Annotated in this window: 15 protein-coding genes; 5 read left to right on the top strand and 10 right to left on the bottom strand. The window is 63.3% G+C overall.

Features of this window, described 5'->3' with window-relative positions:
* Positions 1–34: 34 nt before the first annotated feature.
* Positions 35–619, bottom strand: a complete 585-nt coding sequence (locus tag HT585_RS01050) for a chloramphenicol phosphotransferase CPT family protein (protein ID WP_176351231.1) — start codon at positions 617–619, stop codon at positions 35–37.
* Between the two features lie 320 nt (positions 620–939).
* Positions 940–2,532 carry an exodeoxyribonuclease VII large subunit gene (gene xseA / locus HT585_RS01045; protein ID WP_176351230.1) on the bottom strand — a complete coding sequence of 531 codons (1,593 nt, stop codon included), beginning with the start codon at positions 2,530–2,532 and terminating at the stop codon, positions 940–942.
* 176 nt (positions 2,533–2,708) lie between these two features.
* Here xseA and HT585_RS01040 point away from each other — a divergent pair, with 176 nt between their 5' ends.
* The gene (locus HT585_RS01040; protein ID WP_176351229.1) at positions 2,709–2,936 is read left to right on the top strand and encodes a hypothetical protein; all 228 of its coding nucleotides are present in this window, start codon (positions 2,709–2,711) and stop codon (positions 2,934–2,936) included.
* Positions 2,937–2,942: 6 nt separating this feature from the next.
* Here HT585_RS01040 and HT585_RS01035 read toward each other — a convergent pair whose 3' ends face one another.
* Positions 2,943–3,722: a helix-turn-helix transcriptional regulator gene (locus tag HT585_RS01035; protein ID WP_176351228.1), complete on the bottom strand. Its 780-nt coding sequence runs from the start codon at positions 3,720–3,722 to the stop codon at positions 2,943–2,945.
* A gap of 195 nt (positions 3,723–3,917) precedes the next feature.
* Between HT585_RS01035 and HT585_RS01030 the strand changes: the two genes are divergently transcribed.
* Positions 3,918–4,325 carry a hypothetical protein gene (locus HT585_RS01030; RefSeq protein WP_176351227.1) on the top strand — a complete coding sequence of 136 codons (408 nt, stop codon included), beginning with the start codon at positions 3,918–3,920 and terminating at the stop codon, positions 4,323–4,325.
* Between the two features lie 63 nt (positions 4,326–4,388).
* Here HT585_RS01030 and HT585_RS01025 read toward each other — a convergent pair whose 3' ends face one another.
* Positions 4,389–5,375: a Gfo/Idh/MocA family protein gene (locus HT585_RS01025; RefSeq protein WP_176351226.1), complete on the bottom strand. Its 987-nt coding sequence runs from the start codon at positions 5,373–5,375 to the stop codon at positions 4,389–4,391.
* A gap of 177 nt (positions 5,376–5,552) precedes the next feature.
* Between HT585_RS01025 and HT585_RS01020 the strand changes: the two genes are divergently transcribed.
* Entirely contained in the window at positions 5,553–6,503 is a 951-nt protein-coding gene (locus HT585_RS01020) for an aldo/keto reductase (RefSeq protein ID WP_176351225.1), read from the top strand.
* 97 nt (positions 6,504–6,600) lie between these two features.
* Here the strand turns inward: HT585_RS01020 and HT585_RS01015 are convergent, their stop codons facing one another.
* Positions 6,601–7,491 carry a LysR family transcriptional regulator gene (locus HT585_RS01015; protein ID WP_176351224.1) on the bottom strand — a complete coding sequence of 297 codons (891 nt, stop codon included), beginning with the start codon at positions 7,489–7,491 and terminating at the stop codon, positions 6,601–6,603.
* A 229-nt stretch (positions 7,492–7,720) separates the two neighbouring features.
* On the opposite strand from HT585_RS01015, the gene HT585_RS01010 reads away from it, so the two are divergent.
* Positions 7,721–8,716, top strand: coding sequence for an aldo/keto reductase (locus tag HT585_RS01010; protein ID WP_176351223.1), 996 nt, complete (start codon positions 7,721–7,723; stop codon positions 8,714–8,716).
* A 105-nt stretch (positions 8,717–8,821) separates the two neighbouring features.
* Positions 8,822–9,181, top strand: coding sequence for a nuclear transport factor 2 family protein (locus HT585_RS01005; RefSeq protein WP_173418691.1), 360 nt, complete (start codon positions 8,822–8,824; stop codon positions 9,179–9,181).
* Between the two features lie 108 nt (positions 9,182–9,289).
* Here the strand turns inward: HT585_RS01005 and pheT are convergent, their stop codons facing one another.
* From pheT to rpmI, 5 genes are all read right to left on the bottom strand, one after another.
* Positions 9,290–11,716, bottom strand: a complete 2,427-nt coding sequence (gene pheT, locus HT585_RS01000; protein WP_176351222.1) for a phenylalanine--tRNA ligase subunit beta — start codon at positions 11,714–11,716, stop codon at positions 9,290–9,292.
* 126 nt (positions 11,717–11,842) lie between these two features.
* Complete coding sequence (gene pheS / locus HT585_RS00995) at positions 11,843–12,925, bottom strand: phenylalanine--tRNA ligase subunit alpha (RefSeq protein WP_176351221.1); 1,083 nt, start codon at positions 12,923–12,925, stop codon at positions 11,843–11,845.
* Positions 12,926–12,977: 52 nt separating this feature from the next.
* Positions 12,978–13,805 carry a BUD32 family EKC/KEOPS complex subunit gene (locus HT585_RS00990; protein WP_176351220.1) on the bottom strand — a complete coding sequence of 276 codons (828 nt, stop codon included), beginning with the start codon at positions 13,803–13,805 and terminating at the stop codon, positions 12,978–12,980.
* 91 nt (positions 13,806–13,896) lie between these two features.
* Entirely contained in the window at positions 13,897–14,301 is a 405-nt protein-coding gene (gene rplT / locus HT585_RS00985) for a 50S ribosomal protein L20 (protein ID WP_025425551.1), read from the bottom strand.
* A 39-nt stretch (positions 14,302–14,340) separates the two neighbouring features.
* Entirely contained in the window at positions 14,341–14,544 is a 204-nt protein-coding gene (rpmI, locus tag HT585_RS00980) for a 50S ribosomal protein L35 (RefSeq protein ID WP_025425550.1), read from the bottom strand.
* Between the last annotated feature and the right edge of the window lie 154 nt (positions 14,545–14,698).

Here is a 14,698-nt window from a genome sequence, read left to right as displayed (position 1 = left end):
CGCGCGTATGCGGGATCAGGCAAACCCCGTGCAGCTAGCGAGGTTGATCGGCGCGCGTCGCCACCGCTTCCCGCGCAAGGCCCTCGAAGACGGATGGCGAGCGGCGCGCCGCCCAGGCGGAAATCAGCTGCGCGGCGTTATCTTCAACAGCCTGTCCCGAACGAAGCTCAAGGTCATAGCGCTGCCCCTCGTGGACCCGATGAAAGTCATCTGCGGCGCTGCCGAGCGGCCGGTCCGCGCGCAGCGTTTCTCGCCGGACGAGTTCATCGAGCTCGCAATGAAGCCCGACGAAGAAGACATCAAAAGGCTCGAGCATCAACGCCAGGTCAGACACCCAGCCGGGCTCCTCGAGAATGTGCTCCAGCAGAAGACTGTTGCCGGCCGAAGCGTAGGCGACCAGCGAGCGGTGGAAGCCATCGAAGAAGCGGGCGCGATATTCCTTCCAACTGAAGTCACCGCGCCGGAACCGTTCCATTGGCACCATGCCTGAGTCACGAAGGTGATCGATCGAGACATGCCAGAACGGTTCGCCCAGCCGTGCCTGGACCGCACGCGCCAGCGTGGATTTTCCGCTGCTGGAGGCGCCGTGAATGAAAATGATCTTGGCTCGTTCGACCATGTTTGGCTTCCATCCCGCAGAGTGCTGTGAACGCCGGCGTTATGCTACCTACGTCACAACCAGATGAACGGCAGGCGTATTGTTGCCGGAATCATTCGGCCCACTTCTGTCCCGTTGCGCGACGAAAGGTGTTGAACGCCGCAATCCCAGTCAAAGCTCGCTTGGCACATTGGGCTCCGGTATCGCAAAGCCACTGAACGCTTTTACGGGAAAGCGTTGAAGCGCATCGCGATCTTCCAGATTGGCTTGGCGCGCTTTAAGTTCTTGTTTTCACGCATGTCGCTATCGCAAAATCGCTGCACGCTTTTGCGCGACATGCTCTAGAACAGGCTGCCCTGCTTGGACGGATCGCCGCCACCTGATTTCGGCTGCTTCTTCCTGATCGCCGCCTGCGCCGGCGGCTCCCCACCTTCGCCGGCAACAGCCGAAACGCTGCCGTCGGCAAATTCCAGCGACAGCGCCATTCCCGGCGCAACGGAAGCAGCCTGGCGGACCGGACCACCCTCACCGTCGCGCACCAGAGCGAAGCCGCGTTGCAGCACGTTGCGATAGGACAGCGATTGCAGGATACGGTCCTGCGCGGCGATGACACCCGTTAGCCGGCGGATATCCGTGCGGATAGCCGCGTCGCAGCGGGCGGCGAGACCGGCGACACGATCGGTCGAACGGTGGACCTGGGCGAGCAGGCGCGATGGCAGTCCACGCAGCGAGGCATCCGCCGCCGATACCCGCGACTGTCCCCGGTGGACCTGCCGTTCGACGACCCGGTCCGCACGGCTCATCGCATCGTTGATCCGCTGCCGGCGATCGCCGAGCCTTGCCTTGAGCAGATCCGGTCGCAGTTCGGCGGAAGCGCGCTCGAACAGCCGGCGCTTGTTCACGGTGTTCATCATCAGGCCTCGCCCGAGACCGAGCGCGGCTTCGTCGAAGCGGCGGCGCGGCAGCGCCAGCAACTGGTCGAGCGACGGCAGCGCGCGGGCAAGCGATCGAACCGCCTGGCGACGGTTTTCCATCTGCCTGACCATGCCGGACTGCAAACGCGCCGACAGGCCGGAAATCTCCGCCTCCAGATCGGCCTTGACCGGAACAGCCATTTCCGCCGCCCCTGTCGGGGTCGGCGCCCGCTGGTCGGCGGCATAGTCGATCAGCGTCCAGTCGGTCTCATGGCCGACGGCCGAGATCAGTGGGATCTGGGAAGCGGCAGCGGCGCGCACCACCGCCTCGTCGTTGAAACCCCATAGGTCTTCAAGGCTGCCGCCGCCGCGCGCGACGATCAGGACATCGGGCCGGGCGATCGGCCCGCCCGGTTCGCATTCGTTGAAGCCGCGAATGGCCGCCGCCACTTCGTCTCCAGATCCATCGCCCTGAACCCTGACGGGCCACACGACCACGTGAACAGGGAAGCGATCGGCGATGCGGTGGAGAATGTCGCGGATGACGGCGCCGGTCGGCGAGGTGACCACGCCGATCACCCTGGGCATATAGGGCAGCGGCCGCTTTCGCGCTGCATCGAACAGGCCTTCGGCGCCAAGCTTGCGCTTGCGCTCTTCTAGCAGTGCCATCAGCGCGCCGGCACCGGCCGGCTCCAGCGTCTCGATGACGATCTGGTATTTGGACGAACCGGGGAAGGTCGTGACCTTGCCGGTGGCAATGACTTCCATGCCCTCTTCCGGCCGGAAGCGCAGGCGCGAGAACGTACCCTTCCAGATCACCGCATCGATGCGCGCCCGGTCGTCCTTGAGCGCGAAATAGGCGTGCCCCGAGGAGTGCGGACCGCGATACCCCGAGATCTCGCCGCGCACGCGGACCTGATCGAAGGCCTGCTCGACCGTGCGCTTGATCGAGCCGGAAAGCTCGGAAACCGAGTATTCGGCGAGATTGCTCGGAGAATCGTTGTCGAAGATGGAGCTCATTGCGCCAGTTTGCCGCCAGCGCCTGCGGAAGGCCAGCCTTTGGCGCCACGCTCAACAGACCTTTTGCCATTCCAGGCGCGCTTGCGGCGGATATGGCTAGAGTTGGCCGCGTCGGTTAAACGAAATTTAGCGCCGTTGCGGCAGGATGATCGGCATCCTTCCAGAAACGGAATTTCATGATCGTCATCGTCGCCTTCGTTCTTGGCATTGCCAGCTGCTGCCTGCGCTCGGCGCCGGTCTGCGTGCTCATTGCCGTGGCGCTGGTTGCTGCCGGCGCACTGTCGGGCTCGATCGCCGGAACCGACAATTGGCTGGGGATTGTTGCGGCGATCGGGGGCTACAACATGGGGATTGCGCTGGCGCTGTGCGGCGCCATTGCGCTTGACCTGTCGCGCGAGCGCTAGGTTCGCTCAGCCTTTTCTCTCGAAGAAGTTCTTCGTTTCCTCATCGGCCGGGAAAAAGGATTCAATCAGCACGCCTTCCACCAGAGCGTCCTGCGTCGATCCGAACGTCTGGAGCGTGGTGATGAAGCTGAGGTTCACCGGCCCGACCCGCAACTCGACCGGCAAGACCGGCAGACGGTCGGTATCCGGATAGTTTTCGACCGCACGCTTGACGGCGGGATCGGCCGCGAGTTTCTCCAGCCGCTTGCCAAGACGGCTCCTTGGCCCCTGCAGCCAGGCCTCGGTGCGCACGCGCTGAACGAGGTCGGCCGCGGCCGCCTCCCAGTTGACGACCAGGGAGCGGACGTTTTCCGAGGAAAGAAAAGCATCGAGAAAGTTCTGGCCGGGGTTAAAGGGCACATCGGCGGAGACGGCGAGTGCCGCCAATGCCGGGTTGACGATCAGGAGCGTGTATTCGTGATCGAGCACGAGGCCCGGATAGGGATCGTGGCGGGCAAGGATCAGCCGGATGGCATTGGCGACAGCAGGCGGCATGGCATCGAGCCCCGAGGCCGGGCGCGTCGTCATGCGCGGGCGGAAGCCGGCGGCCGAAAACAACGTTCCCTGATCGCGTGCCGGGATATCGAGCACCGAGGCCAACCGCAGGATCATGCCTTCAGACGGCCTCGAGCGGCCGGTTTCGAGAAAGGAAAGGTGCCGCGTCGAGATACCGGCAGCAACCGCCAGGTCAAGCTGGCTCATGCGGCGATGCCCGCGCCATTCCTTCAGATGATTGCCGAATTCCATCGATGCCGATCTCCGTTGCGCGGGCAGATTGGCGTAGCGGCGAGGTAAAATCCATTACCTCCGGGGTAACAGGATCAATTATGCGACGTAAGATCTGCATTACCCCGAGGTAAGGCGCTCATTACCCCTGAGGTAATTGGTTTCATGATCATCAGGCGGCACCATCCTGCCATCGACAAACCGATGGAGCCTGACATGTTGACCCTTTCCAACCGCAGCCTGCTCAACAAGACCTTCCTCGCCGACGGCGCATTTTCGCTCCTGGTCGGCGCGATCCTGATCCTCGACGCGGCGCCGCTTGCCGCCCTCATCAGCGCGGACGCCACACCCTTGATGATGAAGCTGCTCGGCGTCGGGCTGTTTGCCTGGGGGATTTTCCATCTCGCCGCCGCCCGCAACGGCGGCCCGGTCTCGACCGCCGCCCGGGTCAGCATCGCCGGCGACGTCCTGTGGCAGGTCGCAAGCCTTGCCCTGCTTGCGGTCGCCTACAACTCGCTGACAACAATCGGCGTCGCTCTTGTGATCATCGGCATCGTCGGTGTCGCCGACTTTCTGTTCTTCAAGCTGAAGGGTTTTGCCAGCGAGCGCGCAGCGCTCGCCTAACCCAGCCAAAACGAACAAACCCGCCGGCGCAAGCCGGCGGGTTTTTGTCTTTCAGGAGCCCGCTCAGACCTTTTCCCAGCCGTCCTTGTCGCTGGCGCGATAGATCGCGTCGATGAGCTTCTGGTTCGCCCGAGAGTTTTCGAGCGTCACCACTTCCTCCTGCTCTCCCTTGGCCGCCCGCGCAAACGCTTCCGCCTGCAGCTTGTATTGGCGCGCATCCTGGAAGCGGAAGAGCTGGGACTGGGCGTGGTTCTGATTGGTCAGTTCTACTTCCTCCCGGCCATACCGGTCGGCATTGAACGGCGACTTCACCTCGATGAAGCCCTTGTCGCCATGGAAGACCATGACCTGGCGGGCGGCGAGCTGGGTGGAGATGTAGAAGCTCAGTTCGAAATCGCCGAAATCGGCGCGCACGCTCGAATAGATGTCGGTACCGAATTCCGGGTCGCGGTCGGTGCTTGCCTGCACGCGCACCGGCTCCTTGGCCGTGACGAAGCGGGTGGTGATCGTCGGGTAGACGCCGATATCCGGCAGGCCACCACCTCCAAGCTCGGGAATGTTGCGCATATTGCCGGGGTCGCGATTGAAATAGGTGAAGGCGCCCTGCACATGCCGCAGCCGGCCGATCGCGCCTTCGGCGATGAGCGAGCGGACCTTGCGCCACACGGGGCTGTAGGTGACCATGAAGGCCTCGGCGATCAGCACCTTGTTGCGGTCGCGTGCGGCAATCAGCTGATCGACCTCGGATGCCCTGAGCGCGATCGGCTTTTCGCAAAGCACATGCTTGCCGGCATTGGCAGCCTTGATGGTCCATTCCACATGCTGCGACGTCGGCAGCGGGATATAGACCGCATCGATCGCGTCGGAGGCGAGCATCTCCTCATAGGAGCCGAAGGCATGCGGCGCGGAAAATCGGTCGGCCATGGCGCGCGCCTTTGCAAGGTCGCGGCTGGCGACTGCCGAAACCACGCAGTTTTCGGCGTCCTGGATGGCGGGCACGACGAGATCGCGGCCGATCTTGGCCGTGGACAGAATTCCGAAACGAAACATGGCGGGGCTCCCTGATTAAGCGCCGGAGATTAGCGACGAGGTACGTACCTATCAAGCGGCGATATGCGATAAAAAGGACCGGCGGCAGGTGACAAACTTTGTTCGCCTGCCTTATGTTCCTGCCGGCAATCCTCCCGATCGCGCACTTGCTTTCATCCAGTCCAATGGAGCGAAACCATGGAAAAACGCAGACTTGGCCGTACCGACCTCGCAATCGCGCCGCTCGTCTTCGGCGGCAATGTCTTCGGCTGGACGGCGGACGAAAAGACGTCCTTCGCCCTGCTCGACGCCTTCTTCGATGCCGGCCTCAATGCCATCGACACCGCCGACGTCTACTCCTCCTGGGCATCAGGAAACCAGGGCGGCGAATCCGAGACGATCATCGGCAAATGGCTGAAACAGTCGGGTCACAGCCGCGACAAGGCCGTCATCGTCACCAAGGTCGGCTCCGAGCTTGGGCCGGACCGCAAGGGCCTGTCGCGCCGCTGGATCCTGCAGGCGGTCGAGGATTCGCTGAAGCGACTGCAGACGGACTACATCGACCTTTACCTGTCGCACTGGCCCGATCCGGAAACGCCGTACGAGGAAACGCTCGCCGCCTACGACCAGTTGCTGTCTGACGGCAAGGTGCGCGCCGTCGGCGCTTCGAACCTCAATTCGCTGCAGCTGCGCGAAGCGCTGGATGTTGCCGCCAATGGCGGCCTGCCGCGTTATGCGGTGCTGCAGCCGGAATACAATCTCTACGACCGCGACAGTTTCGACGGGCCGGTGCGCGACCTTTGCGTCAGCGAGGAGATCGGCGTCATCAGCTATTTCGGTCTGGCGCGCGGGTTCCTCTCCGGCAAGTACCGCACCCACAAGGACCTGGAAGGCTCAGCGCGCGGCTCCGGTGTCGAAAAATATCTCGATGGCCGCGGCATGCGGATCCTCGGCGTGCTCGACGAGCTTGCCGAGGAGACCGGAGCGACACAGGCCGAGATCGCGCTCGCCTGGGTCAGAAACCGCAAGGGCATCACCGCCCCCATCGCCAGCGCCACCAATCTCGACCAGTTGACGAGCCTCATCCGGTCAGTCGAGCTGACGCTGAGCGACGAGGCTATGCGCAAGCTCAACGACGTCAGCGAATAGCAAAGGCAAGACGAAGACAATGGAATTGAGCATACGGGCGGCGACCGCCGGCGACGAAACGCACTGGCGCGCCTGTGGGCCGGCTATGTTATCTTCTCTATCCGGCATACTTGAAGAAGTCGATGAAGGCGCGGAGAGCCGGGCGCATCTGCCGCCTGCTGGGATAATAGAGAAACGGGCCGGCATAGGGCGCGCACCAGTCGTCTAGCACGCGGATCAGCCGTCCTTCGGCGATCGCCTGTTCCACGCGCGTGATGAATAGATAGGCAAGCCCTGCCCCGCCTATGGCTGCCTTGATGATCGGCCTGTCTTCGCCGAGGATCAGCGGCCCCTCCACTGCGACCGTCAACTCTTCGCCCCCATTCTCGAACTCCCAGCGATAGAGCGTGCCATTGGAAAAGCGTCGCCGGATACAGCGGTGGCCGGCAAGGTCGCGCGGATGCAAGGGGCGGCCGAAACGCGCGAAGTAATCGGGCGAGGCGACGACAGCGCTTTCCAGTTCCGGCCCGACCTTGACGGCGATCATGTCGGCTTCGAGGCTTTCGCCTAGCCGGATGCCGGCGTCATACCCCTCCTCGACGATATCGGTGAAGCCATCCTCGTTGGCGACCTCCAGCACGATGTCGGGGTAGCGGTCGAGAAATTCTCCGAGCCGAGGCGCGAGGATCAGATCGGCGGCAAACCGCGGCGCGGTGATGCGCAGATTGCCGGCCGGCCGGTCGCGCGCATCGGCGACGGCCTCCAGTGCGTGGGCGATCTCTTCGAGCGCCGGCGCCAGCCGCTCCAGCAGCCGCCGACCTTCCTCGGTCGGCGCGACGCTGCGGGTTGTGCGCGCCAGAAGCCGGACGCCAAGACTGGCCTCAAGGCTGCAGACCGCATGGCTCACCGCCGAAGGCGCGATGGCAAGCTCGCGGGCGGCACCGCGAAAGCTGCCATGGGCGGCAACGGCAGCCAGAACGGCAAGTTGGGAAAGCTGGGTTCGATTCATTGATCTAAATAATAGAACAGCCCGTGAGAATTGACAGGGATTTTCACGCGCGCTCCCGGGCTCTATCCTCTCCCCATCGTCACGGCCAAGCGGCCCCGGCCCGAAGCGGCGCGCGGGCGCACCGCTTCGGGCCGGGCGGACCTGTCACGACAACACCTTTTGCTTCGATCCGTTGACGCGCGCCCCCGGCGCGTCTGGTATCGCCGCCCACACCCCGAAAGGACATGCCATGAAGACCCGCAAACTCGGGAATGAACTGACCGTCTCTGCCATCGGCCTTGGCTGCATGGGCATGAGCTTTGCCTATGGCGGCGCTGACGAGACGGAATCGATCCGCACGCTGCAGCGCGCCGTCGACCTCGGCGTCACCTTCTTCGACACGGCCGAAGTCTACGGCCCCTATGAGAATGAAAAGCTTGTCGGCAAGGCGCTCAAAGCCTTGCGCGACAAGGTGACGATCGCCACCAAATTCGGCTTCCGCATCGAGCCGGGCAAGCCGGCAGCCGAGGCGATCAAGGGCATCGACGGTCGGCCGGAAAACGCCAGGGCCGTGGCCGATGCCTCGCTCAAGAGATTGGGGATCGAGGTGATCGACCTCTACTACCAGCACCGCGTCGACCCCGCCGTTCCCATCGAGGAAACCGTCGGCGCCATGGCCGATCTGGTGCGCCAGGGCAAGGTGCGCACGCTTGGCCTTTCCGAGGCAAGCGCCGAAACCATCCGCCGTGCCCACAAGGTGCATCCGATTGCAGCGGTCCAGAGCGAGTATTCGCTCTGGTCGCGCGACCCCGAAGAGGATGTGCTCGCCACCTGCCGCGAGCTCGGCATCGGCTTCGTGCCCTATAGCCCGCTCGGACGCGGCATGCTGACGGGCACGATCCGCAAGGCGGACGATCTGGCCGCCGACGATTTCCGCCGCTCGCTGCCGCGTTTCCAGGCGGAGAACCTCGGTGCCAATGCCGCCCTCGTCGATACTCTGGAGACTCTCGCGCGTGAAAAAGGTGTGACCGCGGCGCAACTGGCGCTCGCCTGGGTGATCAATCAGGGCGACTTCATCGTGCCCATTCCCGGCGCCAGAAAGCTCAACCACCTGGAACAGAATGCGGCGGCGGCCGATATCGTTCTCACCGTCGACGAACGCGCCCGGTTGGGCGATGCGCTGTCGCCGTCGCTCGTTGCCGGCAAGCGCTACAGCGAGGCTTCGCTGGCGCTCACCAATCGTTGAACGCCGAAACCCCGCCTCCTTGCCGAGGCGGGGCATATCCCCATCGAATTTTGAGCCGGGCGCACTACCTCTTCCGTCGTAACCAACAATAGCGGAGGAGCGGGAATGTCCGACGAGCAGGCGATCAGCGCGGTGGTGCATCTCTATGTCGACGGCATGGCCTTTGCCAACGAGGGTGCGTTGCGCAAGGCGTTTCACCCGGATGCGGCGATCATCGGCAACTACAGAGGCGCGCTCGAATGGATGACGCGCGACGGCTTCATCAAGGCGGTTCTGGACCAGGGAGGCGCACCGCCCGGCACCCAGCCGGAAATGGATGTGGAGATGACCGACATTGCCGGCGATGCTGCGACGGTCAAGGTGATCGACAGCTTTGCCGGCGAGCGCTTTTCCGACTATCTGTCGCTGGTCAAGATCGACGGACGCTGGGTTATCGTCAACAAGATCTACCATCTTCACGGCTGATGACGAGACCGACCCGAGGCTTGCATCCGATGCGGCGTTCCACGGACGCCGCATGCAAAAGGCCGCTGCAAGCAGCGGCCTTTGCGGTGATTATGACTTGAACGGCCTTCAGGCGCGCAACACGCCGCCGGTCGTCTTGGTGACGTTGGCGACGATCTTGGCCGTCAACGCTTCGAAATCCTCGTCGGTCAGCGTGCGCTCGACCGGCTGGATTGTCACCTCGATGGCAATCGACTTCTTGCCCTCGCCGAGCGACGCCCCCTCGAACACGTCGAAGACGCTGACCCCGGTCACCAGCTTGCGATCGGCACCTGAGGCCGCGCGCAGGATGGCACCTGCCTCGACGCCCTTGTCGACGACGAAGGCGAAGTCGCGCTTGACGGCCTGGAAGGGTGAAAGGTCCAGCGCCGGCTTGGTGCGGGTCGCCTTCTTCTTTGGTTCCGGCATTGCGTCGACATAGATCTCGAAGCCACAGAGCGCACCGGAAACGTCGAGCGCCTCGAGCGTCTTCGGGTGGAATTCGCCAAACGTACCAAGCACGATCTTCGGGCCGAGCTTGATCGTGCCGGAGCGGCCGGGATGATACCAGGCAGGGCCGCCGGCTTCGAACTGGACATTGCCCATCGGCACGCCGCAGGCTTCCAAGACCGCGATCGCGTCTGCCTTGGCGTCGAAGACATCGACCGGCTTGCCGCCGCCCTTGGCCGCGTTCGACCAGAGGCGACCGGCGCCATTGAGCGATGCAGTACCACGCCGCACGCCGCCGGCAACGCGGCGCTGCTGATCCGGACCATCACCCTCGTAGGTGCCGGAGACTTCGAAGAGCGCGACGTCGCCAAAACCCTTGTCGGCATTGCGCTGCGCCGCCGACAGAAGACCCGGCAACAGCGACGGCCGCATGTCGGACATGTCGGCCGCAATCGGGTTGGCAAGCTTGAGCGCCGGCGAACCGCCACCGAAGAGCCTTGCCTGATCCTCGGAAATGAACGACCAGGTGACAGCTTCCAGCATGCCACGGCTTGCGAGTGCACGCTTGGCAAGGCGGGTACGGATCTGGAGCGTCGTCAGGATCTTGCCGTTGACGGTGCCATGGCTCGGCAGCGGTGCTGCGACGATATTGTCGACGCCGTGGATGCGCATCACCTCTTCGACGAGATCGGCCTTGCCGTCGACGTCAGGGCGCCAGGACGGCACCGACACGTTGACGCGCTCGCCCGAACCCTCGACGCCGAAGCCGAGCTTCGTCAGGATCGCGACACTCTCCTCGGACGACACTTCAAGCCCGGTCAGGCGCTTGACCTCAGACATCGGGAAATCGACGATCTTCGGCGTATAGCCCGCATAGCCGACGACCTCGGCCTTGGCCGGCGTGCCGCCGCAGAGTTGGACGACCAGCTCCGTGGTGCGTTCGAGACCGGGCACCATGTACTCAGGGTCGACGCCACGCTCGAATCGGTAGCGCGCATCGGTGATGATGCCGAGCGTGCGACCTGATTTGGCGATGTTCATCGGGTCCCAGAGCGCCGATTCGATCAGGACGTCGGTGGTGTTCTCATCGCAGCCGGAGTGTTCGCCGCCCATGATGCCGCCGATCGACTCGATGCCGTTTTCGTCCGAGATGACGACGTTGTTGGGGCCGAGCTTGTATTCGCGCTGGTCGAGCGCAAGCACGGTTTCGCCTTCCTTGGCGCGGCGGACAGTCAAATTACCCTGGACCTTGGCGGCGTCGAAGACGTGCATCGGCCGACCCTGGTCGAAGGTCATGTAGTTGGTGATGTCGACCAGCGCGTTGATCGGGCGAAGACCGATCGACAGCAGCCGCTGCTGCATCCACTTCGGCGACGGGCCGTTCTTGACGCCGCGCACCAGGCGCAGGCCGAAGCCGGGGCACAGGTGACGGTCGTCGCCAAGGTCGATCGTGAGCTTGGTCGTCGTTTCACCTTCGACCGCAAACGACGGTGCCGGCCGCGCCTTCAGCGTACCGAGGCCGGAGGCCGCGAGGTCGCGGGCGATGCCGTAGACACTGGTGCAATCCGGGCGGTTCGGCGTCAGGTTGATCTCGATCATCGGGTCGTCGAGGCCGGCATAGGCGGCATAACTCGTGCCGACGGGCGCGTCATCAGGCAGGTCGATGATGCCGTTGTGGTCGTCGGAGATCTCCAGTTCTTTCTCCGAACACATCATGCCGTGGCTTTCAACACCGCGAATGTTGCCGACGGAAAGCGTGACGGCGATGCCCGGGACGTAGGTGCCGGCGGCCGCGAAGGCGCCGACGAGGCCGGCTCGCGCATTCGGAGCGCCGCAGACGACCTGGATCGGGGCGCCCGAGCCGGTATCGACCTTCAGCACGCGGAGCTTGTCGGCATTCGGATGCTGCTCGGCGGAGACGACCTTGGCGATGACGAAGGGCTTGAAGGCGGCCTTGTCGTCGACGTCCTCGACCTCGAGTCCGATCATCGTCAGGCGCGCGCAGATTTCTTCCAGCGAAGCGTCGGTTTCAAGGTGGTCCTTGAGCCAGGAAAGCGTGAATTTCATGATTTCACCTGTATCCTCGAGCGTTTCCGGCTTAAATCGAAGCGCGGAAACGCTCTATCCCTTTGTTTTTCGCATTTCCGGACGGAAAACCGCTTCGCACTTTTCCTGGAAATGCTCCGAATGCGATCAGGCCGAAAGGCCGCCGAACAACGTCGGCATGTCGAGCGGGCGGAAGCCGTAATGGTTCATCCAGCGGACGTCGGCGTTGAAGAAGTCACGCAGGTCCGGCATGCCGTATTTCAGCATGGCGATGCGGTCGAGGCCCATGCCCCAGGCAAAACCCTGATACTCGTCCGGGTCAAGCCCGCCGGAGCGCAGTACGTTCGGGTGCACCATGCCGCAGCCGAGGATTTCCATCCAGTCGGTGCCCTCGCCGAACTTGACGATCGGGCCGGAGCGGTCGCACTGGATGTCGACCTCGAAGGACGGCTCGGTGAACGGGAAGAACGACGGGCGGAAGCGCATCGTTACCTTGTCGACCTCGAAGAATGCCTTGCAGAACTCTTCCAGCACCCAGCGCATGTTGGCGACGTTCGCGGACTTGTCGACGACAAGGCCTTCGACCTGATGGAACATCGGCGAGTGGGTGGCGTCGGAATCCTGGCGATAGGTCTTGCCCGGGATGATGATGCGGATCGGCGGGTCCTGCGCTTCCATCGTTCGGATCTGCACCGGCGAGGTATGCGTGCGCAGCACCTTGCGCTCACCCTTGTCGTCTTCGTTGAAGAAGAAGGTGTCGTGCATCTCGCGGGCCGGGTGACCTTCCGGGAAGTTCAGCGCCGTGAAATTGTAGTAGTCGGTTTCGATATCGGGACCTTCGGCGATCGAGAAGCCCATGTCGCCGAAGATCGCGGTGATCTCGTCGACGATCTGGCTGATCGGATGGATGCGGCCACGCTCGGCCGGCGACGAGCGCACCGGCAGGCTGATATCGACGGTTTCGCGGGCCAAGCGTTCGGCGATCGCCAGGTCCTTCAGCGCAGACTTGCGGGCGGTGATCGCGTCTGCGACCGTGGTCTTCAGCGCATTGATCTGGGCGCCACGGGTCTGGCGTTCTTCCGGCGTCATCGTGCCGAGCGTCTTCAGCAGCTCGGAGATCGAGCCCTTCTTGCCGAGTGCGCCAATGCGCACCGCTTCGATCGATCCTTCGTCGCCGGCGGCATCGATGTCCGCCAGCAGTGTCCGTTCCAGTGTTTCCAGTTCGCTCATTCTGTCCTGCCTCGATGCGGGAATGGGTTCGGTTCTATATCGGTTGTTGTCTTCAGGATTGTGATTGCGTCGCGCTCGTCAGATAGTCCGTCGCCGCCACGAAACGCACGAGGTCCTGGCCGTTCTGGATGCGCAGGAGGAAGCGCGCCAGCGGCAGCAGTCGCGCGAAAAACGGCATGATCTGCGAGAGAGCGACGGCGGTTTCCGCCGGGGCGGCAAGCTTCCAGGCGACAAAGGCCCGGTCCGGGGTTTCCGGTTTCAGCGCGCGGCTTGCGATCTGCAGGAACAAGAGCCAGACATCACGCGCCTGTGCCATTGCGAGCGGCATGACCGCTGCCGGCTCCTCCTCGAAGTCGAGGAAGCAGAATTCGCCGTCGTCGATGATGAAATCGCGCGGATGCGGACGGCCGTGGCAGAGGCCTGCGGCGTGCAGCCGGCCGAGTTCGGCGGCACAGCGCACCAGAAGCGCATCGTGGCCATCGGCGTCCTTGTCGCGCAAGGCGCCCATCTGCTTGCTGACCGGCAGGCCGAGATGCGACAGCACCAGCGCCGTCGTGCCGCGATAGAGGATTTGTGGTGTCTTGAAGCCGGCGGCGGAGAAAGAATTGATCTGCCGGACCTCGCGGTCGAGCATGCCCTGCGGATCGAGAAGCGGGGCCGGCCGAAGAATGGTGACGCCGGTCAGCCGCGATGCAAGCCACTGCAGGCGCTGACCGATACGGGCCCCGAGGCGCTGGTAACGCTTGATCCAGACCGCGCGATTCTTGAGCTGGCAGTGCTCGACACGGGACGATCCGCCGGCAAGTGCTGCCAGCAGAGCCGCCATGTCGTCGTCGTCCAACTGCGGAACCGCGAGCGGCCCTCTTCGATCGTCGTGCACTTTCGTCTCGCAAAATAAGAAAAACCCGCGCTAGCCCTGCCAGCGCGGGTTTCCCAACAAAATTCAAGAACGGTTTTGGGAAAACGCTGGCTTAACGAACAGCGCTTTCAAACTCGTTGGTCGTACCGGCTTCCTTGAGGTAGGCAAGCGCCTTCTTGGAAGCTTCGACGAGGGCGCCGAATGCTGCCGGCTCATGGATTGCCATGTCGGACAGAACCTTGCGGTCGACTTCGATGCCAGCCTTGTTCAGGCCGTCGATGAAGCGGCCGTAGGTCAGGCCGAATTCGCGGACGGCAGCGTTGATGCGCTGGATCCACAGAGCGCGGAAGTTGCGCTTGTTGACCTTGCGGTCGCGGTAAGCGAACTGCTTGGAACGATCAACCGCAGCCTTTGCGGCGCGGATGGTGTTCTTGCGGCGGCCGTAGAAGCCCTTGGCTGCCTTGAGTGTCTTCTTGTGCTTGGCGTGAGCGGTTACGCCGCGTTTTACACGTGCCATGTCATGATCTCCTTAACGTGTCCAAAATGCCTGAAAGTCTTAGAGACCGTTGGGCAGGTAGTTCTTGATGACCTTCTTGCCATCGGGCTCCGCGAGAACCATGGTTCCACGTGCGTCGCGGATGAACTTGTTGGAACGCTTGATCATGCCGTGGCGCTTGCCAGCAGCAGCTGCACGAACCTTGCCGGTAGCGGTGATCTTGAACCGCTTCTTGGCAGACGATTTCGTCTTCATCTTGGGCATTTTGCTACTCCATTTTCTTAAGAATTCGAAACGGACAGACGAGGTCCATTTCCAGCGTTAAGAACGGCCACGGCATGCCCTGCCGGACCGTTCGGACGGGGGCTTATACCCGGACATCCCCAAAAGCGCAACTGCGGAATCGAAGAAGCGCTGC

The organism is Ensifer oleiphilus (genome assembly GCF_013371465.1).
Classification (GTDB): Bacteria; Pseudomonadota; Alphaproteobacteria; order Rhizobiales; family Rhizobiaceae; genus Ensifer; species Ensifer oleiphilus.
The sequence above is the reverse complement of the archived record's forward strand: the minus strand, read 5'-3'. Positions and strand labels throughout refer to the sequence as shown.

Excerpts from the sequence above, each read along its gene's own strand:
- xseA (WP_176351230.1), bottom strand. The coding sequence starts at position 2,532 with ATGAGCTCCATCTTCGACAACGATTCTCCGAGCAATCTCGCCGAATAC.
- rplT (WP_025425551.1), bottom strand. The coding sequence starts at position 14,301 with ATGGCACGTGTAAAACGCGGCGTAACCGCTCACGCCAAGCACAAGAAG.
- HT585_RS01015 (WP_176351224.1), bottom strand. The coding sequence starts at position 7,491 with ATGAATCGAACCCAGCTTTCCCAACTTGCCGTTCTGGCTGCCGTTGCC.
- HT585_RS01025 (WP_176351226.1), bottom strand. The coding sequence starts at position 5,375 with ATGTTTCGTTTCGGAATTCTGTCCACGGCCAAGATCGGCCGCGATCTC.
- pheT (WP_176351222.1), bottom strand. The coding sequence starts at position 11,716 with ATGAAATTCACGCTTTCCTGGCTCAAGGACCACCTTGAAACCGACGCT.
- HT585_RS01050 (WP_176351231.1), bottom strand. The coding sequence starts at position 619 with ATGGTCGAACGAGCCAAGATCATTTTCATTCACGGCGCCTCCAGCAGC.
- HT585_RS01020 (WP_176351225.1), top strand. The coding sequence starts at position 5,553 with ATGGAAAAACGCAGACTTGGCCGTACCGACCTCGCAATCGCGCCGCTC.
- HT585_RS01010 (WP_176351223.1), top strand. The coding sequence starts at position 7,721 with ATGAAGACCCGCAAACTCGGGAATGAACTGACCGTCTCTGCCATCGGC.
- HT585_RS01005 (WP_173418691.1), top strand. The coding sequence starts at position 8,822 with ATGTCCGACGAGCAGGCGATCAGCGCGGTGGTGCATCTCTATGTCGAC.
- HT585_RS01035 (WP_176351228.1), bottom strand. The coding sequence starts at position 3,722 with ATGGAATTCGGCAATCATCTGAAGGAATGGCGCGGGCATCGCCGCATG.
- HT585_RS01030 (WP_176351227.1), top strand. The coding sequence starts at position 3,918 with ATGTTGACCCTTTCCAACCGCAGCCTGCTCAACAAGACCTTCCTCGCC.
- pheS (WP_176351221.1), bottom strand. The coding sequence starts at position 12,925 with ATGAGCGAACTGGAAACACTGGAACGGACACTGCTGGCGGACATCGAT.
- rpmI (WP_025425550.1), bottom strand. The coding sequence starts at position 14,544 with ATGCCCAAGATGAAGACGAAATCGTCTGCCAAGAAGCGGTTCAAGATC.
- HT585_RS01040 (WP_176351229.1), top strand. The coding sequence starts at position 2,709 with ATGATCGTCATCGTCGCCTTCGTTCTTGGCATTGCCAGCTGCTGCCTG.